Source organism: Streptomyces sp. NPDC048479 (assembly GCF_040651435.1).
In the GTDB taxonomy this organism is placed as follows: domain Bacteria; phylum Actinomycetota; class Actinomycetes; order Streptomycetales; family Streptomycetaceae; genus Streptomyces.
On sequence record NZ_JBEZKA010000001.1, the window covers coordinates 198641 to 223196 of the forward strand.

Genomic DNA, 24556 nt, shown 5'->3' on the forward strand with positions numbered 1-24556 from the left:
AGCAGAATGCCCCGCCCCGGATCGATCCGGGGCGGGGCGTTCGGCTGTTGGAGTGCGAGCGGTCAGCCGGGGATGAGACCGTCGTCGCTGAGCATCTCCCGTACGTCCTCAAGAGTGGCGTCCGAAGCCGGCAGGATCAGCTCGGACGGCTCCAGCGCGTCGTCCGGCAGGGGTTCGCCGAGCTCGCGGACCCGGTCCAGGAGCGCGTTGAGAGTCCTGCGGAAGCCCTCGTCGTCACCGCTCTCCATCTCGGCCAGCAGCTCGTTGTCGAGCTTGTTGAGCTCGGTGAAGTGGCTGTCCGCCAGCTTCACCTGGCCCTCCCCCATGATCCGTACGATCATGACGAGTCCCTACTGCTTGTCGAACTTGTTCGGAGTGTTCTGCTGCGGGGCGGCGTCCTGCCGGCCCGCGGCACCGCCTTCGATCGCCTGCTGCGAACTCGAGCCGCCCGCGAGCTCGGCCTTCATCCGCTGCAGTTCCAGCTCTACATCTGTACCACCGGAAATCCGGTCCAGCTCGGCGGCGATGTCGTCCTTCGCCATCCCGGACTGGTCGTCCAGGGCGCCGGAGGCGAGCAGCTCGTCGATCGCGCCGGCCCGTGCCTGCAACTGCGCGGTCTTGTCCTCGGCCCGCTGGATCGCCAGGCCGACGTCGCCCATCTCCTCGGAGATGCCGGAGAAGGCCTCGCCGATCCTGGTCTGCGCCTGGGCAGCGGTGTAGGTGGCCTTGATGGTCTCCTTCTTCGTACGGAAGGCGTCGACCTTGGCCTGCAGCCGCTGGGCGGCGAGAGTGAGCTTCTCCTCCTCGCCCTGCAGCGTGGTGTGCTGTGTCTCCAGGTCGCTGACCTGCTGCTGCAGGGACGCGCGGCGGGACAGCGCCTCGCGTGCCAGGTCCTCGCGGCCGAGCGCCAGCGCCTTGCGGCCCTGGTCCTCCAGCTTGGACGACTGTCCCTGCAACTGGTTCAGCTGCAGCTCGAGCCGCTTGCGGGAGGTCGCCACATCGGCGACTCCGCGGCGCACCTTCTGCAGCAGTTCGAGCTGCTTCTGGTACGAGTAATCGAGGGTCTCGCGCGGATCCTCGGCCCTGTCGAGGGCCTTGTTTGCCTTCGCGCGGAAGATCATCCCCATACGCTTCATGACACCGCTCATGGGCTTCGCGCGCCCCCTTCTGACGGACTCAGCTTCAGCACTCCAACAGAACCCACATTACGGGCCCTGCATCCATTACCGCACTGTTCCAGCGCGGATGCGCTCCTCCCCAAGGACGACTGCGTACGGCTTCGATCCGGCGCAAGGAGTAGGTGGCCGTCAGGGAAACCACGGGCGACGTCCGCTCTGTCCGGCTTACGGCCGGCTTCTGTCCCCTACAGACGCACGGTGTTGCGGGATCGTTCCCCGCCGGCGTTCGGTCCCCGCATTTTCACCCCGTACCCTTGGGCTTTGTGTTTGGTAGCCGTTCCAAGGAAGAGAAGTCCCCCACCGGCAAGGTGCAGGCAGACCTCTCCAAGCAGCCCCGCGACCCCGAGGCCCCGAAGGGCCGCCCCACGCCCAAGCGGAGTGAGGCCCAGACCCAGCGCCGCCGTGCCTCCAGCTCGGCGCCGACCGACCGCAAGGAGGCCGCGAAGCGCCAGCGCGAGGCCCGCCGCGTGGACATGGCCAAGCAGCGCGAGGCGCTGGCCAGTGGCGACGAGCGGTATCTGCCGGCCCGTGACAAGGGACCGGTCCGCCGCTTCGTGCGCGACTTCGTCGACTCCCGCTTCTGCATCGCCGAGTTCTTCCTGCCGCTCGCGGTGGTGATCCTGGTGCTGAGCATGGTCAGGATCGGCTCGCTGCAGAACATCGCGCTGCTGCTCTGGCTCGGCGTCATCGTGCTGATCGTCATCGACTCGATCGGTCTGGCGTTCCGCCTGAAGAAGCAGCTGAACGAGCGCTTCCCGAACGAGTCCAAGCGCGGCGCGATCGCCTATGGCCTGATGCGTACGCTCCAGATGCGCCGACTGCGTCTGCCGAAGCCGCAGGTCAAGCGCGGAGAGCGGCCCTGAGCACGGAGGTCTCCGGCTTCGGAGGCGCTTCGGTCGACTGGTTGGCCGGGCTCGGCGGACTGCGCAACACCGTCCGCCAGGAGCTTGTCGCCCTTCAGCTCGACGAACAGATGGCCGCCCGCTACCCGGTCGGGCAGCGGCTGCGCATCCTCGATGTGGGCATGGGGCAGGGCACCCAGGCGCTGCGTCTCGCCCGGGCCGGGCACACGGTGACCGGTCTGGAGTCCGATCCCGCGATGCTGAAGGCGGCACACAACTCGCTGGCCACCGAGCCGGCCGGAATCCGTGAGCGGGTCCGGCTGATCGAGGGCGACGGCCGGGACACCGGGGTGCATTTCCTGCCCGGCAGCTTCGACGTGGTGCTCTGCCACGGGGTGCTGATGTACGTCACGGAGCCGGACGCAATGCTGGCCGGCATGGCCAGGATGCTGGCGCCGGGCGGTCTCCTCTCGCTGCTCGTACGGAACGCGGACGCACTGGCCATGCGGTCGGGGCTCGCCGGGGACTGGTCGGCCGCGCTGACCGCGTTCGACACCGATGCGTACACCAACCGGCTCGGGCTTCCGGTGCGCGCGGACCGGCTCGAGGCGCTGACGGCGACGCTGGCGGGGATCGCGGCGCCGCTGCACGCCTGGTACGGGGTGCGGGTCTTCACCGACAACGTCCCCAACGAGGCCGAGCTGCCGGCCGCCGAGGAGCTGGAGCGGCTGCTGGCGGCGGAGGACCGCGCGGGACGTACGGAGCCGTACCGCGGTGTGGCCGCGCTGCTGCATCTGTGCGGCGTACGCGGCTGAGCCGCGGCCCCAGGCCCCTGGGGCACGTGGGGGCCGACGCCCCCACACCACCCGAGCAGCAGCTCCGCGCCGCAAACAACACTCGCGGAGCCCACGCCCCGAGCCGACAGCTCCGCGCCACAGGCGCAGGCGGCCCGCCCGGGCGGCAGCTCCGCACCGCAAACCACAAGCGCTGGGGCCCAGCCCCAGGCGGCGGGCGAGAACGTTGCGGGCTGCCCCCGGAGCACCGGCTCCGCGTCACAGCCCTTCACGCTCCCGGCCCCGGGCACCCGAGGGGCCCGGGGCCCGACCCTGGCAGGCGGACGCGCAGGGGTCGTGTTCGGGACGTAAAGCGTCGCAACTCGCGCGAAGCGCAGTGACCACGCGGCGGAGCCCCATATCGGATGCAGCGCAGTCCCGGACACGAGCCCCGGAGCGGACCCCGGACGGCCACCGGCCCAAGACCGGGCACGCCCAAGCACCCAAAACCCGCACCCCGCACCCCGCAAGGGACCCGCACCCCAGGACCACGGCACCCCTGTAAAGGGACCCGCCCCCGCAAGGGACCCGCGCCCCGGGTCACGGCACCCCCGTAAAGGGACCCGCCCCCGCAAGGGACCCGCACCCCGGGGCCAGGACCCGACCCGCCCCCCAAGGGACCCGCGGGCTACGCCTCGTTCGCGTGCAGGCTCATCGGACCGTAGATCTTCGTCGAGTCCTCCGAAAGGATCACCTGGTCCGCCCCGCCCTCCAGAAGGTCCTTCCAGAACTCACCGATCCACGACTCCGCGTCCCCCTGCGTCGTGAACTCCTCCGGCTGCACCGCCGGCTGGACCTCCGTCCCGTCGGACTTCTCGAAACGCCACGTCCATGCCATGTCCGCCTCCCAGGGCCCACCAGTGATCTCGTTGCTGCCCGCAGCGTAGCCGGGCGCGCACGCCCCGCGGTGACGCGGGAGGATCGTGAGCGTGGAACTCACTCTGCTCGGCACCGGCGCCCCCGCCGGACTCCCGCGGCCCGACTGCCCGTGCGCCGTCTGCGCCACCGCCCGCGGCCCGCTCGCCCGCGCCGCCACCGCGCTGCTCGTCGACAGCGCGCTGCTGCTCGACCTCACCCCGGGCGCCGCCATGGCCGCCGCGCGGGCCGGGCACTCGCTCGTCGGCGTACGGCAGGTGCTGCTGACGCATCCGCACGACGGGCCCCCCGTGGATCTGCCCGCCGGGCTGCCGACGGCGGGGCGGGTCCCGGACGGACAGGAGTTGACGCTGATCAGCGGGCACCGGGTGCGTGCCGTCTCGATGGACAACCCCGGTACGGGGTACGAGGTGACCTCTCCGGAGGGTGAGCGGCTTCTCTATCTGCCGCCCGGCGGAGCGCCTGCCGGTCTCGCCGAAGGGCTGGCCGCGTACGACATGGTCGTCGCCGACGTGGTGGGGCGGCCCGACGCGATCGCCCGGCTGCGCGCCGCCGGGGCGATCGGGTCGACCACTGACGTCATCGCCGTCCACCTCGACCACGACCTACCCGGCGGCCCCGAACTGGCCCGGCGGCTCGCGGCCGCGGGCGCGCGTGCCGTGCCCGACGGGACGACGCTGACCATCGGCGAGTACCACGCCGTACCGGATGTGCCCCGCCGCACCCTCGTCACCGGCGGCGCCCGCTCCGGCAAGTCACTGGAGGCCGAGCGCCGGCTCGAGACCTTCGCCGAGGTGCTGTACGTCGCGACAAGCGGCAGCAGGGACGGCGACCCCGAGTGGGCGGCCCGGGTCTCCCTGCACCGCGAGCGCCGCCCCGGGGCCTGGGACACCGCCGAGACCTGCGATCTCGTACCGCTGCTGGCCGAGGACGGGCCGCCGATGCTGATCGACTGTCTCTCGCTCTGGCTCACCGACGCGATGGACCGGGTGGACGCGTGGGACGACGCGAAGTGGGCGGCGGACGGTGAGCACGCGCTGCACGCGCGCGTGGCCGAACTGGTCACCGCGGTACGGCAGACCCCGCGCACGGTCGTCGCCGTGACGAACGAGGTCGGCAGCGGCGTCGTCCCGGCCACCGCGTCGGGCCGCCGCTTCCGCGACGAACTGGGCCGTCTCAACGCCGCCTTCGCCGCCGAGTGCGAACACGTCCTGCTGGTCGTCGCGGGCCAGGCCCTGGTCCTCCGCGGCTGACCACCCCAACTCAACAAGCCCCCACGCCGTTCCTCGGAGCCCCACGAAACCCCCACGCCGTTCTTCGGAGCGCCCCCCGGGTGCCCACCAGGAAACCCACCACCATGTGCCAGGCGCCTCCCGGATGCCCACGAGGAAACCACCCACCGGACAGCAACGACCAACGCCCCCGGCCCACCTGAACCGCATGACCGGATGACTGAGGAAACCACCCACCGGACAGCAACAACCCACGCCCCCGGCCCACCTGAGCCACATGACCGGGTGACTGTACTGTTCGGCGAATGAGCAGGCTGAATCTCGATGACTTCTCCGACCTGATCGAGCGCCCCGACAACGGTATGCGGCGTGACGCCGAAGAGCGCCGGGAGCGGCTGATCGTTCCGCCCGGTTCCCTCGGCCGTCTCGACGAGCTGGGCGAGTGGCTTTCGGCCGCGCAGGCCGCCGTGCCGGTCAAGGCCATCGACCAGCCACGCGTCGTGCTGTTCGCCGGTGATCACGGGGTCGCCGAACTGGGCGTCTCCGGCCGGGAGTCCGGCTCCGCGCACCAGCTGGTGCGCGCCGCGCTGGAGGGCGCGAGCCCCGTCGCCGTACTGGCCCGCCGGATGGGCGTGCCGGTACGGATCGTCGACGCCGGTCTGGACTGCGAGCCGGAGCTGCTGCCGGACGAGGTCGTACGTCACCGGGTGCGCCGCGGCAGCGGACGTATCGACGTCGAGGACGCGATGACGATCGAGGAGGCCGAGCAGGCCGTACGCCTCGGTATGGCGATCGCCGACGAGGAGGCCGACTCCGGCACCGATCTGGTCGTCCTCGGCGATCTGAGTGTCGGCGGCACCACGCCCGCCGCCACGCTGATCGCCGCGCTGTGCGGCACGGACGCCTCCGTGGTCACCGGCCGCGGCGGCGCAGGCATCGACGATCTGGCCTGGATGCGCAAGTGCGCGGCGATCCGGGACGCGTTGCGGCGCGCCCGGCCGGTGCTCGGCGATCAGCTGGAGCTGCTGGCGACGGTGGGCGGGGCGGATCTGGCCGCGACAACCGGATTCCTGCTGCAGAGTGCCGTACGACGCATGCCGGTGATCCTCGATGGAGTGGTCTCGGCGGCCTGTGCGCTGGTCGGCCAGCGGGCGGCATTCCGGGCGCCGGACTGGTGGCTCGCGGGTCAGGTGAGCGGCGAACCCGCACAGACGAAGGCGCTGGACCGGATGGCGCTCAACCCCCTGCTCGACCATGGCGTCACTGTGGGCGAAGCAACCGGGGCATTGCTCGCACTCCCCCTCGTGCAGGCTTCGGCCGTGCTCGCGGCCGAACTGCCGGAGCGTACGGAGTCGGTGGAGAGCGACACGGACTGACGCGTCGGTGCGGCCGCGCCATGATGGGCGGCCGCACTCTCGCCCACCTTGATGCGCGATGCCCCATATCATCGCGTTTCATGGGAGAGGTCCGCTTGTCCAGCGAAGAGGCGAGCCGTAGTACGAGCCGAAGCGCCGTCCGTTCGCGGCGCAGTGCGGCGTTCGCCGTCTGGTATCTGCGTGCCGTGGCGTTCATCAACCTTCTGAGTGCTGTGTGGGTCTCCCTCCTCCAGGACCTCCGGCGGCACAACGTCGATGACTACTTCACGCCGTATCTGCTCACCGCGGGCTTCGCCTCCGGAGCCTTCACGCTCTTCCTGGCGATCACCATGCGCCGCCGCAAGCGCGCCGCCTGGATCCTCAATTTCGTACTGGCCGGACTCTTCCTGCTGCTCTTCGTCCTCGCGATCGGCGTCGACCCCGAGGTCCGCGAACATGCGCAGAACTGGATCTCGCTCGTCCTGACCGCCGCCTTCGTACTCGCGCTGGCGCTCGGCCGACGGGAGTTCTACGCGAAGGGCGACCGCTCCAACCCCAGGCTGGCCGCGGCCGTCGCGGTCGGCGGGCTGCTGGTCACCTCGCTGCTCGCCGCGGCACTCGTCACCGTCACCAATACCGCGGCCGGTCAGTCCACCTTTCTGCAGCGCTGGTACTACGGCCTGCTGCGGCTTATCTCGCTCGCCCCGGACGACTCCCGCCTCGCCGGCATCAGCACGCCCGGCTGGGTCAATGTCACCATCAACGTGCTGTCGACACTGCTGCTGTTCGCAGTGCTGTACGCGGCCTTCCGCTCCCGCCGGGCCGTCGACGCACTCACCGAGGACGACGAGGAGCGGCTGCGCGTCCTGCTGCAGCGCCACGGCGACCGGGACTCGCTCGGCTACTTCTCACTGCGCCGCGAGAAGAGCGTCGTCTGGTCACCGACCGGGAAGGCCGCCGTCGTCTACCGCGTGGTGGGCGGCGTCTCGCTCGCCTCGGGCGACCCGATCGGCGACCCGGAGGCCTGGCCCGGCGCGATCGACCCCTGGCTGGCCGAGGCGCGTGAACACGGCTGGATCCCGGCGGTGATGGGCGCGAGCGAGGAGGCCGGGACGATCTACGCGCGGCACGGCCTGGACGCCCTGGAGCTCGGCGACGAGGCGATCGTGGAGACCGACGACTTCACTCTCGACGGCCGCGCGATGCGGACCGTGCGCCAGGCCTACAACCGGGTCGGGCGCGCCGGTTACGAGGTACGGATCCGCCGCCACGAGGACATCCCGCCCGAGGAGATGGCCGTACTGGTCGGTCGCGCCGACGACTGGCGCGACGGGGCCACCGAACGCGGCTTCTCGATGGCGCTGGGACGGCTCGGTGATCCCGGGGACGGCCGCTGCGTGATGCTCGAATGCACGGACGGCCAGGGCGAGTTGCGGGCGGTGCTGAGCTTTGCGCCGTGGGGCCCCAAGGGGCTCTCGCTCGATCTGATGCGGCGTGACCGGGACTCCGAGAACGGCCTGATGGAATTCATGGTCATCGAGCTCCTGCAGCGCGCGAAGGAGATCGGGATCACGCAGGTGTCATTGAACTTCGCGATGTTCAGATCGGTCTTCGAACGTGGCTCGAAGCTCGGCGCCGGTCCGGTGCTGAGACTGTGGCGCTCACTCCTCAGCTTCTTCTCCCGCTGGTGGCAGATCGAGTCGCTGTACCGCGCCAACGCCAAGTACCGACCTATCTGGGAGCCACGTTTCATGCTCTTCGAAAAGAGCGCCGACCTGCTGCGCATCGGCCTGGCGGCGGGCCGCGCCGAGGGCTTCCTCGAGGCGCCGGGCCTGCCCAAGTGGCTGCACCGCAGGCACCTGGAGTCCAAGCGTTGAAGACGGTGATCGCGTTCGCGCGCCGTGAGTGGGGGCCTCTGTACGCGACCCTGCGGAGGGCACTCGTCACCAAGAAGTGGCGGGCGATCCCGATGACGCTCGGAGCGGTCTGCCTCACGGCACTCTTCCAGCTGGTGCAGAACCAGTCCTGGGGCTTCGGCCTCGTGCGCAACCTGGGCTTCGTGAAGGCCGAGGACCCGCTCTGGGTGGCGCTGCTGCGTACCCCGCTGTCGCTGTTCGTCCCGGCGCTGGATCTGCCGGTGTGGGGTGCGCTGGCGCAGGTCCTGCTGGTCTTCGGGATCGCGGAGATCTGTCTGGGCCGGTGGCGGACGCTGGTGATCGCGTATGTGTCGACGCTGGCCGGCACGACGTACGCACGGATCGGTGTCTCACTCGACCCTGAGAGCCTCTTCGGGCTGCCCGCGTCGGACGCCGTGGTCGTCGACACCGGCCCGTCGGCGGCGGTCGTCGGCCTCGCGGTCTTCGTCTGCTGGCGCTACCGGGCCTGGTGCACGGCGGCACTGGTGACCGTGTTGATGGTCGGCGAGGTGCTCTTCAAGAACAATCTCGCGGGCAAGGAGCATCTGGCGGCGATCGCGGCGGTACTGGCGGTGTGCGGGCTCTCGGCGCTGCGCCGCCGGTGGCGGCTCAGGCGTCAGCGTTTGCGTACCGGTAGCCGATCGGGCGCCCCGCCGATCAGATCCTGAAGTTTGCGGCGTGGCCGGTCCCAGCGGCGGTCGTGGTGGAAGGAGCGCAGCCCGGCCCTGGCGCGCGCCTTGGGCCGGTTGCGGTAGAAGCGGCGGGCCCAGGGCGAGCCGGGCCGGGCCAGCCGTACCGCACCGAAGAGCGCCACGAACGGGATCAGCGTGCCGAGGAGCGCCATCCGCAGCTTGCCCTTGAAAAGCGCGATGAGCACGAAGAGGAAGTTGAACACCAGCGTCAGGATCAGCGAGGCGCGGTCCTGGCGTTCGTCGGGGGTGAGCTGGTCCACGCCGAGCGGCGAGAAGCCGCCGAGTACCAGAAGCGCCAGGGCCGAGGCGATCACCACGACCTCCGTGCTCTGCCGGCCCTGCTCGGTCCAGTAGACGTCGTCGAGATGCAGGATGAGCGCGAACTCGTCGAGTACGAGGCCCGCGCCGATCCCGAAGACGATCGCGCAGACCGCAGCGGCGGGACCCTCCCGGCCGTTGCCGACCGCCCCGAAGCCGCCGATGACGATCAGGATGACGCCGGGGACCACATGGTGGATGTGCATGCCGCCTGGCGTGATGTTCTTGAACGGCCCCCGGCCCGCCCTGATCAGCCGGGTGACCGTGCGCGTCACCAGAAAGGTGAGCATGAAGGAGACCAGCGCGAGCAGCATCGGGAGCTTCCCCGGCTCCACGATGTTCCGGTAAAACCAGTGACCCATGCCACCCGCTCCCGATTCGCACGTAATGCGCAATTTACCGTCAGTCCGGCCGGGCTACCCTTCGCGCGACACTGCGCTCACCCGGTGGACAACCATCGGACCCCGGCCCAAGGACTCCATGGACGGCATACGTTTCGCCTTCGGCACGCTGACCGTGCTCCCGGTCCGCGTCACCCGCTGGGACCGTGCGGCGGCACGCGCCGGGATGCTCTGCGCGCCGCTGGCCGGACTGGTCGTCGGCCTGTTGGCAGCGGCACTCGGCGGGGTGCTGATGCTGCTGGGCTCGGGCCCGCTGCTCGCCGCGGTGGCCACGGCCGCCGTCCCCGCCGCCCTCACCCGCGGCCTCCATCTGGACGGTCTCGCGGACACCGCCGACGGACTCGGCAGCGGCAAGCCGGCCGATGAGGCACTGCGGATCATGAAGCAGTCGGACATCGGGCCGTTCGGGGTCATCACCCTGCTGTTCGTGCTGCTCGCCCAGGTCGCGGCGCTGACCGAGCTGTACGGGCAGGGCTGGGCGCACGGCGCGGTCGCGGCGGTGGTCTCCGGGGTCGCCGCCCGCCTCGCCCTCACCCTCGCATCCCGCACGGGCGTCCCGGCGGCCCGCCCGGAAGGCCTCGGCGCGGCGGTCGCGGAAGTCGTTCCGGTACGCATCGGACTGGCCGTGGCCGCCGTGGTCACCGCGGTCTGCGCGGCGGCGGGTGCGCTCTTCGGCGCGTACGGCGCAGTGCATCACGCACTGGCGGTGGCGGCCGGACTCGCAGTGGCGCACCTCCTACTGCGCCACTGCGTACGCCGCTTCGGCGGGGTGACCGGGGATGTCTTCGGCGCGCTGGCGGAGACCGCGGCGACGGCTGCGCTGATCGCGCTGGCCCTGGGCTAGATTCACCTTTTCGTGATCTCCGGGTGGGCAACCGTAGGCGATCTTCACCGGTCGAACCGTCGTGATAAGACGCCGCCTCACCATCGTCGCAGCCACTGCCGCGCCCCTGCTCCTCCTCACCGCCTGCTCGGGCGGGACCCCGGACAAGAAGCCGGAGCCGCCCCCGCACCCGGTGTTCTCGAAGCCGCTCGGCGCTCAGCCGCACGCGGCGCTGCAGCAGACCCAGAAGGCGGGCAGCGCGAGTTTCACCCAGAAGGTGACGTTCACCTCGAAGCAGGGAGACGCGGTCCTGACCATCACGGGCCGCCTCGACTTCGCGGGCAAACGGGGCGAGGGGTCGCGCACCTGGCTGGTCCCCAAGGCGTTCCCGGACAAGACCAAAGAGGTGATGCTCGGAGCCGTCGGGGGGCAGGGGTTCGGCGACTCGAGCGCGAAGGTCGCCATCGACCCGCAGGCCGTCCGCTACCGGTCCGGATCAGCGACGTACTGGCTGCGGTACCCGACCGTCGGCTCTTCCGCGATCGGCTTCGACTCGATCACGAGCCTGCGCGGTTCGGAAGCCGCCCTGGGCGGCACCCTGCTGGAGGTCCCGATCCTCGCACGGGCCACGGCGCAGCAGAACACGCCCGGCGGCGGCCGGAGTTACCGCACGGAGTTCGGGCTCGACGCGGCCTGGGGCCTCCTCTTCCCGTTGGACGTCAGAGGAGAACTTGCCCACCCCAGGGGGGCAGACGCGGCCAAAGCCCCGGTGGTGATGACGCTGACCGTGGATTCCCGTGGCCGGATCACCCGGGCGGCGGCCGACCTCTCAGCACTCGTGAACAAGGACAAGGAGAGGGCGCTCTCCACGGTGACAGGCATCCGCTCCGAGCTCACACTCGCCGCGCACGGGTCGGCGCGGCCGGCCATGCCGGCTGCTTCCGATGCGGTCCTGGACGCGACGAAGTCCGTACTGGACAGCACCAAGACGAACCCCGGAGACTGCATCGACTTCAACACCGGCACACACAGAATCGGACTGCTGGTACGGGTTGCCTGCACCGCTCCGCACGACGGACGGATCTTCGGCCAGAGCCGACTCGCAGACGGCGGCTTTCCGGGGAGAGCGGCGGCCGAGCGCCGGGCGGAGGACGGATGTCGCAGAGCTCACGACCGGGCTCCCTCGCGCTGGACCGACGAGGCGGTGGTCCCGGGCCAATACACCTGGATCTGGCCGGTCGAGGCGAGCGATGAGGATCCTGTGGCCACCTGCTACGTGGTCTCGCGTCGCTAGCAGGCTCGGCGCCACACCCCCAGGTCGTACTTCTTCAGCATCGAGCTGAGCTTCAGCCGCCGGGACTGGGGACAGAAGTCGCTGGTCAACAGCTCGTACTCGACATGAAAGACCGCCTTGCCCGCGTGGATGAACGGCGTCAGCGCCTCGCACTCGTCGTACTGCGCACACTGCTCGTTGACCGCGAAGTCGAAGTCCCCCACCAGCTGCGGAATCTGGTCGAGGTCGTTCTTGAGTCCGACGGCCAGGCCCCGGTCGTGGGCGAGGCGGGCGATCAGGCGGTTGTAGCGGAGCTGGTCGGCGGCGGTGAGAGGGAAGCCGGTGCGGTTGGCGTAGCCGTCCATGTTGTCGGGCTCGACGGCTTGGAAGCCCTTGTCCCGGCACATGTCCATGCGCTTCGCCATGAGCGGTCCGAGGACATCCGTACGCCGGATGTCGAGCCAACGCTCGCCGTCCCAGCCGTTGCCCCGGCCGAGGACCCCCTTGGGGAACTTCGCGGCGTCCGGGCGGAAGTCCTCCCAGGCGCCGGTGGAGATATAGCAGATCAACTTGCGGCCGCGGTGGTGCAGATCGGCGACGGCGGACTTCGGGTTCTCGAAGCCGTCGATGTCGTACACCGGTACGTCCACGGTCGGGTCGAGCCGGCCGCTGAGCTGCCACTGCCAGGCCAGTCCCGGCTGCGGCTGCCAGCGCCCGGCGGTCGGCTTCGGACCGGTCGGCTTCGGATCGGTCGGTTCCGGCCGGGTCGTGCAGCCCGCCAGTACGAGCAGGAGCAGCGCGAGCAGCAGGGGTGCCCGTCTCATCGGGCCGGTTCCAGGGCGTACGGGAGGGTGCCCCAGGGGTGTGCCCCGGCTCCCGGGACGAGGCAGTGGACGGCAGCAGTGGCGCGGGCTTCGGGCGGGGCCGCGTACACCAGATGGCAGAACCGCTCCGGCGGGTGGGCGGCCGTCCAGAGCGGGACGACCAGGCTGCGATAGGTGTCCCAGGGCCCCTCGAACGTGACCAGCAGCTCGGCGAGTTCTGCGTAGGCCGGGTCGGGGTGGACACCGTGGTTGAGGACGAGCGTGCGGGCGCCTGCCGCGCGGGCGACGACCGCGAGGCGGCGGTAGTGGGGCAGCGCGTCGGGGTCCGCGGACACCTGGTCGAGGAAGGCACCGTCGGCGCCGTACCAGTCGCGGTGGCGCAGCAGATCCCGTACGACGGCGGCGTGCGGGCGGCGTGCGTAGTCGGTGTCGACGTAGCCGAGGACCCGGACCCCGGCCCCGCGCAGCCGCTCCGCGACCGCCGCGAAGTCCGGGTCGGGGGCCGGGCCGGGGCCGCTGGCGGGGTTGAGCACCACACCGTGGAGCCGGGACGCGGCGGCGACGAGCGCGTCCCAGGCTTCGGGCTGCTCGGCGGGATGCTCGTAGTACGGCACCAGCAGTGTCTTCACGGAACCGTTCCTCAAACGCGGTGGGCGGTCGCACGGCCCAGCAGAACACAGACCAGCCCGGCCAGCAGCCCGGCCGCCACGGCCGCGGCACCGAGACCGACGAGCCGCGGGCTGCCCGTGCCGGTGAGCAGAGCCAGGGTCTGCGCGAGGGCCGCCGCCGCGCACACCGCGGCCGCGCTGAGCACTGCGCCGAACGACTGAAGCAGCAATCCGGTCCACAACACGGTGCCGATGAGCAGCAGGGTGGCGAGGCGCACGCCGCCGAGCGCGGGGGCGTCGGGCCACAGCAGCGTCCCTGCGTTGGCGAGGACGAACAGGACCGTGAGATATCCGGCGAGGCATTCGGCGAGTACGGCGGCGGCGGCGCGCCTGAAGGCGCGTGACGTGGTGCTCGCGCGCAGCCCGGCGAGGCTCCCGCTGCGGAAGCGGTGCAGCAGCCATTCGGCGGGCCCCATGCTGAGCGTCAGCGCGACGGCGGAGGGCGCGGAGACGACCGCGCCGGGGCCGCCGGCGAGGACGTCACCGAGGGCGGTGTAGAGGACGAGGACGCCGGTTCCGAGCCCGAAGAGCCCGTACGGGAGGGAGGCGGCAACGCGCGGAGCGGCCCGCGTGTCCCGGCTCGGGCGGCCGGAGAACAAACCCTTCCGGCGATTGAGGAGAGGGGTTCGGGGCGGAGCCCCGACAAGGCGCTTCCGCAGACCCGGGATGCCCGGCACCAGCGTGCCCGCCGCCAGGCACACCGCCACCGCCGGCGAAGCCACCAGCAGGCCCGCCCGCAGCGGCACCACGAGGTCGTACGGGATTGCCAGCACCGCACCCGCCGTCATCGGTAACAGCGCGCAGAGCAGCGCCCGTTCGCGGCCGAGGACCAGCAGGACCGTCGCTGCCGACAGATAGAGCGCCTGGGCCGACGCGAACGCCGCCGCGGGCCACTGGCCGGGACCTGATGACACCGTCGCCGCGGCCGCCGCCGTCGCCGAGCCCAGCAGCGCGCCCGCCGGAGCGCCCCTCAGCAGTGCGCGGGTGGCCGCCTCGCGGTCGCCCAGGCCCAGCCAGGAATAGGCGCGGTGCGAGAGCGCCTGGTTCCACACCCAGCCCGTCAGCGCGCCCGCGAGCAGCGGGGCCAGCCCCGCGCCCCGCAGCAGCGGCGCTCCCAGCACATAGGCAAGGCCGGGCAGCGCGAAGACGAGGCCGCGCAGCAGACAGCCGAGCAGACCCACATGCCAGGGGTCGGCGGGCGGGCCCGGCGGCTCGGGGTGGCGGCGCGGGATCCGGGCGTACAGCTCTTCGGCGAGCGTGAAGGAGTCCTCGCGGCCGTACGTGAGGCGGATGTGGTCGTCCGTCATACCGTCCGACTCGAGGATCGCGGCGATCTCGTCCGGATGGACGGCCGCCGCGACCACTTCCTCGAGACGGACCGCGAGTTCGTCCAGCGGATCGGCGGCACGGCCGCCCCGCTGCCGGGGCAGCAGCGGCAGCGTGTCGACCTCCTGCCCGGGCCCCTGCCAGAGCGGCCCGCTCACCCGGCCGCCCACTCGGTGGCCGGCCAGACGTCCGTGTCCTCAGCCTCGGGCCGGCCCGCCAGCTCGAGGTAGATACCCCGGAAACCGTCCACGGAGCGGCGCAGCGTGAACTGGTCCACGACCCGCTGTCGCGCCCGCCCGCCCAGATCTGCCCGCCGTTCCGGGTCCCGCAGCAGCCCCACCGTCGCCTCCGCCATCAGAGCGGGCTCGCGCGGCGGCACCACAAGCCCTGTGTCGCCGACCGCTTCCCGTACTCCGCCCACGTCCGTGGAGACCGTGGCGCGGCCGCACGACATCGCCTCGATCAATGAGAACGGGAAGCCTTCGCTGATACTGGAGAGCAGCACCACACTCCCCGAGGCATAGGCGCGCGACACATCGCTGACTCGCCCCTCCCAGCTGATGCCGTCCACGACGCCCCGTTCCGCGGCGAGTTTCTCCAGCCGCGTCCGGTACGCCTCGCCGCCCGCGGGCACCCCGCCGAACAACCGCAGCCGCACCTCGGGCAGTTCGGCACGGACCATGGCGTAGGCGCGGATCAGCGTCTCCAGGTCCTTGATCGGGTCGATCCGTCCGGCCCAGGAGATCGTCGGCACGGCCGGTTCCGGGCCTGCCTGCGGGAAGGCGTGCGGGTCGACGCCGTTGTAGACGGTGCGGATACGGTCCGCGGGCGCCCCACCCCGCTCCTCCCACCGCCGGTTGTACTGATTGCAGGGCGTGATCAGATCGGCGCGCCGGTAGCCCAGCGAGTTGAGCTCCCGGTAGAAGCCCAGCATCAGCGCCTTGACCGGGGCGCGCTGCGCCTCGGCGCGGTAGCCGAGGTAGCGCTCGCGCAGATAGATGCCGTGCTCGGTGAGCAGGAACGGCACGCCCTCGAAGCGCTGGGCGGCCAGCGCGGGCAGCGTGGCGAGCCCCGCACTGACGGCGTGCGCGATCGAGTCGTCCGGTATCCGTACCGCCAGCGGCCGCAGCGCGTGCTCCAGCAGGTCGGTGGCGGCCAGCGCGTCGTGCACGGTCGGCCGGGACGCGGATATCTCCAGATGCGGCATGGTCCAGATCCACATCAGCGAACGCAGTACGGACTCCGAGCGCAGTGCCGCCGACAGCTGTCCCGCGCGGGCCATCAGCGCCAGTTCGTAGAGCCCCTCGCCGAAGTCGCAGCCCGCCGACGGGTCGAGTACCGACAGCAGAAAGCGTTCGTAGATGTCGGTGAAGCGGCGCCGCTTCCGCCCGAGGAGGGGCCGCCGCCGCCCCGGCACCGGCCCCCAGAGCGGGAAGGCCGAGTGCCGGTAGACGTTGGACGGCAGCTCCCAGGTGACCGGCTCACGGCCGGTGCCGGTGAGGGCGACCACATTGAAGTCGACCTCCGGCATGCCGCGGACGAGCTGGTCGCACCAGGTCGACACACCACCGTGGACATGTGGATAGGTGCCCTCGGTGAGCATGGTGACATGACGCCCGCGGCTCAGCATGGTGTCCCCCTGGACTGCGATGACGGTCGGCGGCGCTCAGGCCGGGAGCTTGAGCGTGACCGCCGACTGGAGCAGCTCGGGCGAGGTCCAGGTCGAGCGGGCTCCCGCGTACGGAGTCCCGAACACGGCGGTGCCCAGGAACAGTTGCTTACGGGTGCCTTCGGGCGCGGTGACCGGTGCGGTCACTCCCGAGGGCGCCTGGACGGTGACGGTGGTGCCGATGCGGTACGCGGTCACCTTGCCGTCAGCGAGCGCCTTGTTCCAGGCAGCGCGGCGCTGAAGTTCCGTACCGATGTCGCGCTGGCGCGGGTTGACGAGCGGGGTGCTGTCGGCGAACAGGGCGCGGTAGTCGGCCAGCACCTTGTCGAGCACCGGGTAGAGGATGCGCTCCTCGGCGAGGTTGGACTGGTGGACGTAGTGCGGGCGGGGGTCGTTGGCGACGACATGGCTGAGCGCGGTGCGGGCCTCCTGCGGCACGATGTACGACCCGTAGCCGGTGGCGGTGTCGATCGGCTCGGCCAGGCAGGTGGATGCGGGGTTGGACTCGCAGATGCCGCTGCCGCCGTCGTCCTCGGCGGTGTAGAGCCAGTTGTACTCGTCGGCCATCTCGGCGGCGGTGCCGACGTTGTAGTACACGTTCATCGGGTGGCGCGGCACGGTCAGCGCCGCTCCGGCCTTCCGCTGCTGCGGCTCGCGGGAGTTGTCGCTGGCAACCCACTTCACGCCGTTGTCGGCCAGCGCGCCGGCGAGGTTCGGATTGTCCTCGGGCTGCTGCGGCAGGGTCTTCAGACCGGAGTGCTCGCCGGTGACCAGCTCGGTGCGGTCGGTCGGGACGCCCTTGCCGACGGCCCAGTTGTAGTTGTCGCGGATCTGCCCGGAGATGTCGGCGCGGCTCGTCCACCTGGTGTTGCCGGCGGTGTCCTTGGCGCACTGCCACGGCACGACCGAGACGTTCTGGACACAGCCGAGGAAGAGGTGGGTGTAGGTGTGGTTGACCCAGCGGTACTGCGCGCGGTCGGCCAGCAGCTGTGCGGCGAGCGCGTCGGTGCCGCCGTGCTCGGTCTTCCACTCCTCGCCGGCGCCCGCGTTGTAGACCATGTCGAGAGTGAAGCCGCTGGTCTGCTGCCACTGCCTGGCGTACTGCGCGTCGGCGGCGGTCATCCGGATGTCGGTGGTGGTCTCCTCGCCCCCGTCGCCGCAGTCGATGTCGCCGGGCGTGCAGTTGCGGTCCTTGTCCCAGCGGGCGTCGGGCGCGAAAACGTCGTCGACGTGTACGGCGAAGTAACTGCGGCTCTGGCCGAGGTGGATGCCCTGGGTGAGCCATTCGACGATGCCGCGGGCCAGTACCCGGAACTGCCGCTGGTACTGGTTGTAGGCGAACGTGACGACCAGCTCGCTGCGTCCGTCGTGGGTGTACTCGCCGACCAGGCTGCCGCGGGTGCCGGCGTCGCCGACCGGGGTGTCGAGATAGCTGGTGAAACCTGCTCTCGGCTTGCCCGCGAAGCCGTAACTCTCGGCGACCAGCGCGGAGTTGTCCTCGAACTGGACCGGCCCGTCGAGATAGCCGAAGGGACCTGTACGCCCGGCGGCGGTGACCGCGCTCTGCGCGCCGTCGAGCACACCCGCGTAGCCGCCGTTGTCGACGTACTCGAGGCCGACGCCCGGATGGGACCAGGTGTAGGCGTCGACCTGGCGGATGCCGAAGGTCTGCTCGTACGCGAAGAGCGCGGCGTTCTCGGCGGCTCCGGCGGCCTGGTCCGCGCCGAACGGGTCCTCGTCGGGGACCACGATGCCCTGGTACTTGGCGCGCGGCCGACCGCTCACGGTGTCGCTGAGGAACGCGGCGTTGACGACAGGACGCCCCGGATCGTCGAGGCGCACCGTCCGGTACGGCACCCCGGTGTCCTTCAGCTCCGAGACGATCGCCCCGACCGCGCCGCCTCCGTCGTCCACGACAAGTACCGTCAGATCGATGCGCGGCGCCGGCGCCGCGGCAGCGGCCGCGACCGCGACCGACGACGGTACGGCCGTCGCCAGCACTCCGGCGGCCAGCGCCACCGCGGCCGATCTGCCCGCGCGCAGTCTGTGGAACCCCATGACTTCCCCCCTCGCACGATCCCTCGGCACACAGAAAGAATGCGGAGGACCTGTGGAGATGATGCAAAGAAGCCCCTCGCTCCCTTGCCTGAACGACGTGAGTGTGACTGAGGTCTCGCCAGAGTTTGCGGAAAACGTGGAAGAGACGCCACGTACGAGTGAACTGCCGCCGCCGTGAGCGAAACATGTGACCGCGCGTAGGCTCTTGTCCGGCGTGGGATGTCGATCCATCCCCTTCTACGGCCCTGGAACTTAACGGAAGCGAGATTTCACCACCGTGACTGCTCTCACTCTCAGCACTGCCGGAGCGGCGACGCTGCGCGCGGACGCCCTCGTCGTCGGCGTCGCGAAGGGCGCCAAGGGGCCGGTCGTCGCGCCGGGCGCCGAGGCCGTGGACAAGGCGTTCAACGGAAAGCTCGCCTCCGTCCTGGAGACCCTCGGCGCCACCGGTGCCGAGGGCGAAGTGACCAAGGTCCCCGCGCCGTCCGGCCTGAAGACCCCGGTCGTCCTCGCGGTCGGGCTCGGCCCGGTCCCGGAGAAGGACGAGACGTACGACGCCGAGACGCTGCGCCGTGCCGCGGGTGCCGCGGCCCGTGCACTGACCGGTTCGAAGAAGGCCGCCTTCGCCCTGCCGGTCGAGGCGGCCGAGGACGCGGAGGCCATCGCGGAGGGCGCTCTGCTCGGCGCCTACGCCTTCACCGCGTACCAGGGCGGCGAGAAGGACGCGAAGAACTCGAGGAACGGCAATGGCGCGAAGCTGCCGCTCGCCGAGATCGCCCTGCTCGGCGCGAAGCCGCGCGACAAGGCGTACAAGGCCGCGGCCGAGCGCGCGATCGCGCTGACCGAAGAGATCAACCGCGCCCGCGACCTGGTCAACACCCCGCCGAACGACCTCTACCCCGAGTCCTTCGCCGCCGTGGCCACCGCCGCCGGCAAGGAGCACGGCATCAAGGTGCAGGTCTTCGACGAGAAGGCGCTGGCCAAGGGCGGCTTCGGCGGCATCCTCGGCGTCGGCCAGGGTTCGCAGAACCCGCCGCGTCTGGTGAAGCTCTCCTACACCCACTCCAAGGCGGCCAAGAACCTGGCGCTGGTGGGCAAGGGCATCACCTACGACTCGGGCGGCATCTCCCTGAAGCCGGCCGGCCACAACGAGACGATGAAGTGCGACATGAGCGGCGCGGCCGCCGTCTTCGCCGCCGTCGTCGCGGCCGCCCGGCTGGGCCTCGCGGTCAATGTCACCGGCTGGCTGGCGCTCGCCGAGAACATGCCGTCCGGTTCGGCCACCCGCCCGGGTGACGTACTTCGCATGTACAGCGGCAAGACGGTCGAGGTGCTCAACACCGACGCCGAGGGCCGCCTGGTGCTGGGCGACGCGCTCACCAAGGCGTCCGAGGAGAACCCGGACGCGATCGTCGATGTGGCGACGCTCACCGGCGCGATGGTGATGGCGCTGGGCAACCGCACCTTCGGCATCATGTCGAACGACGACGCGTTCCGTACCTCGATCCACGAGATCGCGGAGGAGGTCGGCGAGCAGTCCTGGCCGATGCCGCTCCCCAGCGAGCTGCGCAAGGGCATGGACTCCCCGACCGCCGACATCGCCAACATGGGCGAGCGGATGGGCGGCGGCCTGGTGGCCGGTCTGTTCCTGCAGGAGTTCGTGGGCGAGGGCATCACCTGGGCACACCTGGACATCGCGGGCCCGGCCTTCCACGAGGGTGCGCCGTACGGCTACACCCCCAAGGGCGGCACCGGCTCCGCCATCCGCACCCTGGTCAAGCTCGCCGAGCGCACCGCCGCCGGCGACCTGGGCTGAGGACGGGCCTTTGACGGCCCCGGGCATACGCCCGGGGCCGTCGTTGTTTGTCCCCTTGGCTTTCAACGAAATCCGTACATTCGTACGGGACAGTAACCCTTTGGGGCGGTCGTTCGTCCGTCTCAGACCCGGGCCCCGCGTCCCGCCTTCCGTCAACAAGTGCGAAGATGGGTTCTCGGCAGGACAGGGCCCCCACCACAGGGCCGAAAAAACAGCGGCCGAACACCAGCCGCCGCCCGGTCGTCGACGACCGGCGAACGGCGCACATGCATGGAGGACGTGACGTGGCGAACGACGCCAGCACCGTTTTCGACCTAGTGATCCTCGGCGGTGGTAGCGGCGGTTACGCTGCGGCGCTGCGTGGAGCTCAGCTGGGCCTGGACGTCGCCCTGATCGAGAAGGGCAAGGTCGGCGGCACCTGCCTGCACAACGGATGCATCCCGACGAAGGCACTGCTGCACGCCGGCGAGATCGCCGACCAGGCACGTGAGGCCGACCAGTTCGGTGTCAAGGCCACCTTCGAGGGCATCGACATCAAGGCCGTCCACAAGTACAAGGACGAGGTGATCTCGGGCCTGTACAAGGGTCTCCAGGGTCTGATCGCCTCCCGCAAGGTCACCTACATCGAGGGCGAGGGCCGCCTGTCCTCCCCCACCTCCGTCGACGTCAACGGCCAGCGTGTGCAGGGCCGCCATGTCCTCCTCGCCACCGGCTCCGTACCGAAGTCGCTGCCCGGTCTGGAGATCGACGGAAACCGCATCATCTCCTCGGACCACGCGCTGGTGCTGGACCGCGTCCCGCAGTCCGCGATCGTGCTGGGCGGCGGCGTCATCGGCGTCGAGTTCGCCTCCGCGTGGAAGTCCTTCGGCACCGACGTGACCGTCATCGAGGGTCTGAAGCACCTCGTGCCGGTCGAGGACGAGAGCAGCTCCAAGCTTCTTGAGCGCGCGTTCCGCAAGCGCGGCATCAAGTTCAACCTGGGCACCTTCTTCGAGAAGGCCGAGTACACCCAGGACGGCATCCGCGTCACCCTCGCCGACGGCAAGACCTTCGACGCCGAGTTGCTGCTCGTCGCCGTCGGCCGCGGCCCGGTCTCCGCCGGTCTCGGTTACGAGGAGCAGGGCGTCGCGATGGACCGCGGCTATGTCCTGGTCGACGAGTACATGCAGACCAACGTGCCGACGATCTCGGCGGTCGGCGACCTCGTCCCGACGCTCCAGCTCGCGCACGTCGGCTTCGCCGAGGGCATCCTGGTCGCAGAGCGGCTCGCCGGTCTGAAGACCGTTCCGATCGACTACGACGGTGTGCCGCGGGTGACGTATTGCCACCCGGAGGTCGCCTCCGTCGGTATCACCGAGGCCAAGGCCAAGGAGATCTACGGCGCCGACAAGGTCGTCGCTCTGAAGTACAACCTCGCGGGCAACGGCAAGAGCAAGATCCTCAAGACCGCGGGCGAGATCAAGCTCGTCCAGGTCAAGGACGGTGCCGTGGTAGGCGTCCACATGGTCGGTGACCGTATGGGCGAGCAGGTCGGCGAGGCTCAGCTGATCTACAACTGGGAGGCTCTGCCGGCCGAGGTCGCGCAGCTCATCCACGCGCACCCGACGCAGAGCGAGGCGCTCGGCGAGGCCCACCTGGCCCTGGCCGGCAAGCCCCTGCACTCCCACGACTAGTAGTTCCGGGCGCGACGACCACTTCCGCACATTCGTAAGGAGCAACTGAAACCATGGCGGTTTCCGTAACCCTTCCGGCGCTCGGCGAGAGCGTCACCGAGGGCACTGTCACCCGCTGGCTGAAGGCCGAGGGAGAGCGCGTCGAGGCCGACGAACCGCTGCTCGAGGTGTCGACCGACAAGGTCGACACCGAGATCCCCGCCCCGGCTGCCGGCATCCTCGCGTCCATCAAGGTCGCCGAGGACGAGACTGTTGAGGTCGGCGCCGAGCTGGCCATCATCGACGACGGCTCGGGCGCGCCCGCTGCCGCCCCGGCCCCGGCTGCTGCCGAGACCGTGGCGGCCCCGGCCCCCGCCGCTCCGGCCCCGGTCGCGGAGGCCCCCGCGGCTCCGGCTCCGGCCGCCGAGCCCGCTCCGGCCTCCGCCCCCGCGGGCGGCGCCACCGGTACCGACGTCGTCCTTCCCGCGCTCGGCGAGAGCGTCACGGAGGGCACCGTCACCCGCTGGCTCAAGGAGGTCGGCGAGTCCGTCGAGGCCGACGAACCGCTGCTCGAGGTCTCCACGGACAAGGTCGACACCGAGATCCCGGCCCCGGCCTCCGGTGTGCTGCTGGAGATCGTGGTGGCCGAGGACGAGACCGCCGAGGTCGGCGCCAAGCTGGCAGTGATCGGCGCCCCGGGTGCCGCGCCTGCCGCCGCGCCCGCTCCGGCTGCCCCGGCCCCCGCCGCCGCTCCGGCCCCGGCTCCGGCCGCGCCTGCTCCCGCGGCCCCGGCTCCGGCTCCGGCCGCGCCTGCTGCTCCGGCGCCCGCTCCGGTCGCTCCGGCTCCGGCTCCGGCTGCCGCTCCCGCCCCGGCCCCCGTCGCTCCGGCTCCGGTGGCTCCGGCCGCCCCCGCCGGTGACGACGGCGCCTACGTGACCCCCCTGGTCCGTAAGCTCGCCGCCGAGAACGGCGTGGACCTGTCCGCGGTCAAGGGCACCGGCGTCGGTGGCCGTATCCGCAAGCAGGACGTCATCGCCGCCGCGGAGGCCGCCAAGGCCGCCACCCCGGCCCCGGCCGCCGCCGCTCCGGCCGCCGTCTCGAAGGCCCCGGCCCTCGAGACGTCGCCGCTGCGCGGTCAGACGGTCAAGATGACCCGCATGCGCAAGGTCATCGGCGACAACATGATGAAGGCGCTGCACTCGCAGGCCCAGCTGACCTCGGTCGTCGAGGTCGACATCACCAAGCTGATGAAGCTGCGCAACCAGGCAAAGGACGCGTTCGCCGCCCGCGAGGGCGTCAAGCTCTCCCCGATGCCGTTCTTCGTGAAGGCCGCGGCCCAGGCGCTCAAGGCCTACCCGGTCGTCAACGCCCGGATCAACGAGGACGAGGGCACCATCACCTACTTCGACACCGAGAACATCGGTATCGCGGTGGACTCCGAAAAGGGTCTGATGACGCCGGTCATCAAGGGTGCCGGTGACCTCAACCTCGCCGGTATCTCCAAGAAGACCGCGGAGCTGGCGGGCAAGGTCCGCAGCAACAAGATCACCCCGGACGAGCTCTCCGGTGCGACCTTCACCATCAGCAACACCGGTTCGCGCGGTGCGCTGTTCGACACGGTCATCGTGCCGCCGAACCAGGTCGCCATCCTGGGCATCGGCGCCACCGTCAAGCGCCCGGCGGTCATCGAGACCGCCGAGGGCACCGTCATCGGCATCCGCGACATGACGTACCTGGCTCTCTCCTACGACCACCGTCTGGTGGACGGTGCCGACGCGGCCCGCTACCTGACGGCCGTCAAGGCGATCCTGGAGGCGGGCGAGTTCGAGGTCGAGCTCGGCCTGTAAGGCTCACCAGCAGTACGACAGTGCCCCGCCCGGAACACTCCGGGCGGGGCACTGCCGTGCTCACCAGGACTCACCGGACTCATCAGGCCTGCTCCGGCGCACCCTTGGGCAGCCTGCCGAGACCGGTCGCCGTATTGTCAGGGGTGCCCGTCGCCCCGGAGGAGCCCTCATGACCCCGCCCGTCATCCACTCGCTGCGCGAACAGATCCGCGAGCACATCGTGGAGGGGATCGTCAGCGGCCGCTGGAAGCCCGGCGAGCGGATCGTCGAGCGGCGGATCGCGACCGAGCTGGAGGTCTCCCAGACGCCGGTGCGCGAGGCTCTGCGCGAGCTGGAGAGTCTGCGGCTGATCGAGTCCGCGCCCAACAAGGGCGTACGCGTGCGGAATCTCACCGCCGCCGATCTCGAGGAGAGCTATCCGGTGCGGGCCGGTCTCGAGCAGATCGCCGCCGAACTGGCGGCCGCGCGGCTGGCCCAGGACTGTTCCGCGCTGGAGCCGCATGTGGCGGCGCTGTACGAGGCGGACCTGGCCGGAGACTCGGCCGCACAGGTGCGGCACACGGTCGGCTTCCACCGGGAGCTGGTGCGGGCCGCCGGGAACAGCGTGCTGCTGCACACCTGGGAGGGGCTCGGCATCGAGGTGTTCACGGCGCTCTCGATCCGCTGGCTCGGCACGGTGCAGAAGTCGTACGCCGAGGAGCACCAGGCTCTGGTCGAGGCGTTCCGGCGCCAGGACCCGGAGATCGGCCCGCTGGTGAAGGCCCACGTCCTGGGCTGCGCCCCCCGCGCCTGACCCGCGACCCGGCTGCGAACTCCCGCCCCACGGGACCCGGCTCCAGCTCCCGCACCTGACCCGGAACTCGGCTTCACCCGCGGCCGGGCTGCGACTCGCGCCGGCCGGGACTCGAGTGCACCCAACCCGAGGCTCGGGCATCCCACGTGCCGAGCCGGGACGCG

At 70.9% G+C, this 24556-nt stretch carries 21 protein-coding genes; 12 read left to right on the top strand and 9 right to left on the bottom strand.

The window, feature by feature from the left end:
- Positions 1-62 precede the first annotated feature (62 nt).
- Both AB0D12_RS00910 and AB0D12_RS00915 read right to left on the bottom strand, forming a co-directional pair.
- Complete coding sequence (locus AB0D12_RS00910) at positions 63-341, bottom strand: hypothetical protein (RefSeq protein WP_362675561.1); 279 nt, start codon at positions 339-341, stop codon at positions 63-65.
- A gap of 9 nt (positions 342-350) precedes the next feature.
- Entirely contained in the window at positions 351-1136 is a 786-nt protein-coding gene (locus tag AB0D12_RS00915; protein WP_327323103.1) for a PspA/IM30 family protein, read from the bottom strand.
- 305 nt (positions 1137-1441) lie between these two features.
- On the opposite strand from AB0D12_RS00915, the gene AB0D12_RS00920 reads away from it, so the two are divergent.
- Both AB0D12_RS00920 and AB0D12_RS00925 read left to right on the top strand, forming a co-directional pair.
- Positions 1442-2041, top strand: a complete 600-nt coding sequence (locus AB0D12_RS00920) for a DUF3043 domain-containing protein (RefSeq protein WP_362675564.1) — start codon at positions 1442-1444, stop codon at positions 2039-2041.
- 110 nt (positions 2042-2151) lie between these two features.
- Entirely contained in the window at positions 2152-2835 is a 684-nt protein-coding gene (locus AB0D12_RS00925; protein WP_362676353.1) for a methyltransferase domain-containing protein, read from the top strand.
- 646 nt (positions 2836-3481) lie between these two features.
- On the opposite strand, the gene AB0D12_RS00930 is transcribed toward AB0D12_RS00925, so the two are convergent.
- Entirely contained in the window at positions 3482-3691 is a 210-nt protein-coding gene (locus AB0D12_RS00930; protein WP_326649434.1) for a hypothetical protein, read from the bottom strand.
- A 91-nt stretch (positions 3692-3782) separates the two neighbouring features.
- On the opposite strand from AB0D12_RS00930, the gene AB0D12_RS00935 reads away from it, so the two are divergent.
- The 4 genes from AB0D12_RS00935 to AB0D12_RS00950 all read left to right on the top strand — a co-directional run bounded on the left by AB0D12_RS00935 (position 3783) and on the right by AB0D12_RS00950 (position 8900).
- Entirely contained in the window at positions 3783-4982 is a 1200-nt protein-coding gene (locus AB0D12_RS00935; protein ID WP_362675567.1) for a bifunctional adenosylcobinamide kinase/adenosylcobinamide-phosphate guanylyltransferase, read from the top strand.
- Positions 4983-5275: 293 nt separating this feature from the next.
- Entirely contained in the window at positions 5276-6337 is a 1062-nt protein-coding gene (gene cobT, locus AB0D12_RS00940) for a nicotinate-nucleotide--dimethylbenzimidazole phosphoribosyltransferase (RefSeq protein WP_362676355.1), read from the top strand.
- An 80-nt stretch (positions 6338-6417) separates the two neighbouring features.
- Positions 6418-8193, top strand: a complete 1776-nt coding sequence (locus AB0D12_RS00945; RefSeq protein ID WP_362675570.1) for a phosphatidylglycerol lysyltransferase domain-containing protein — start codon at positions 6418-6420, stop codon at positions 8191-8193.
- Between the two features lie 5 nt (positions 8194-8198).
- Entirely contained in the window at positions 8199-8900 is a 702-nt protein-coding gene (locus tag AB0D12_RS00950; protein ID WP_362676357.1) for a hypothetical protein, read from the top strand.
- Here the strand turns inward: AB0D12_RS00950 and AB0D12_RS00955 are convergent.
- A complete protein-coding gene (locus tag AB0D12_RS00955) occupies positions 8849-9604 on the bottom strand; it encodes a hypothetical protein (RefSeq protein WP_362675573.1) in 756 nt (251 codons plus the stop codon). The genes AB0D12_RS00950 and AB0D12_RS00955 overlap by 52 nt on opposite strands.
- Before the next feature lie 118 nt (positions 9605-9722).
- Between AB0D12_RS00955 and AB0D12_RS00960 the strand changes: the two genes are divergently transcribed.
- Both AB0D12_RS00960 and AB0D12_RS00965 read left to right on the top strand, forming a co-directional pair.
- Positions 9723-10487 carry an adenosylcobinamide-GDP ribazoletransferase gene (locus AB0D12_RS00960; protein WP_362675576.1) on the top strand — a complete coding sequence of 255 codons (765 nt, stop codon included), beginning with the start codon at positions 9723-9725 and terminating at the stop codon, positions 10485-10487.
- A 61-nt stretch (positions 10488-10548) separates the two neighbouring features.
- On the top strand, positions 10549-11760 hold the full coding sequence (locus AB0D12_RS00965; protein WP_362675578.1) for a hypothetical protein: 1212 nt from the start codon (positions 10549-10551) through the stop codon (positions 11758-11760).
- On the opposite strand, the gene AB0D12_RS00970 is transcribed toward AB0D12_RS00965, so the two are convergent.
- From AB0D12_RS00970 to AB0D12_RS00990, 5 genes are read right to left on the bottom strand one after another with little or no spacing between them, the layout of a single operon-like run.
- Positions 11757-12563 carry an endo alpha-1,4 polygalactosaminidase gene (locus tag AB0D12_RS00970; RefSeq protein ID WP_362675581.1) on the bottom strand — a complete coding sequence of 269 codons (807 nt, stop codon included), beginning with the start codon at positions 12561-12563 and terminating at the stop codon, positions 11757-11759. The two genes, AB0D12_RS00965 and AB0D12_RS00970, sit on opposite strands and share 4 nt — an antisense overlap.
- Complete coding sequence (locus AB0D12_RS00975; RefSeq protein ID WP_362675584.1) at positions 12560-13192, bottom strand: spherulation-specific family 4 protein; 633 nt, start codon at positions 13190-13192, stop codon at positions 12560-12562. Before AB0D12_RS00975 ends, AB0D12_RS00970 begins: the two co-directional genes overlap by 4 nt.
- A gap of 11 nt (positions 13193-13203) precedes the next feature.
- On the bottom strand, positions 13204-14715 hold the full coding sequence (locus AB0D12_RS00980) for a hypothetical protein (RefSeq protein WP_362675587.1): 1512 nt from the start codon (positions 14713-14715) through the stop codon (positions 13204-13206).
- Positions 14712-16187 (bottom strand): GT4 family glycosyltransferase PelF, encoded by a 1476-nt coding sequence (pelF, locus tag AB0D12_RS00985; protein ID WP_362675590.1) that lies wholly within the window; start codon positions 16185-16187, stop codon positions 14712-14714. The genes AB0D12_RS00980 and pelF overlap by 4 nt, the downstream gene beginning before the upstream one ends.
- A gap of 36 nt (positions 16188-16223) precedes the next feature.
- Positions 16224-18284 carry a hypothetical protein gene (locus tag AB0D12_RS00990; RefSeq protein WP_362675593.1) on the bottom strand — a complete coding sequence of 687 codons (2061 nt, stop codon included), beginning with the start codon at positions 18282-18284 and terminating at the stop codon, positions 16224-16226.
- A gap of 277 nt (positions 18285-18561) precedes the next feature.
- On the opposite strand from AB0D12_RS00990, the gene AB0D12_RS00995 reads away from it, so the two are divergent.
- From AB0D12_RS00995 to AB0D12_RS01010, 4 genes are all read left to right on the top strand, one after another.
- Positions 18562-20100 (top strand): leucyl aminopeptidase, encoded by a 1539-nt coding sequence (locus AB0D12_RS00995; protein ID WP_362675596.1) that lies wholly within the window; start codon positions 18562-18564, stop codon positions 20098-20100.
- 284 nt (positions 20101-20384) lie between these two features.
- Entirely contained in the window at positions 20385-21773 is a 1389-nt protein-coding gene (gene lpdA / locus AB0D12_RS01000; protein WP_362675599.1) for a dihydrolipoyl dehydrogenase, read from the top strand.
- A gap of 53 nt (positions 21774-21826) precedes the next feature.
- On the top strand, positions 21827-23599 hold the full coding sequence (gene sucB, locus AB0D12_RS01005; RefSeq protein ID WP_362675602.1) for a 2-oxoglutarate dehydrogenase, E2 component, dihydrolipoamide succinyltransferase: 1773 nt from the start codon (positions 21827-21829) through the stop codon (positions 23597-23599).
- A gap of 169 nt (positions 23600-23768) precedes the next feature.
- On the top strand, positions 23769-24392 hold the full coding sequence (locus AB0D12_RS01010) for a GntR family transcriptional regulator (protein ID WP_327323118.1): 624 nt from the start codon (positions 23769-23771) through the stop codon (positions 24390-24392).
- Positions 24393-24556 lie beyond the last annotated feature (164 nt).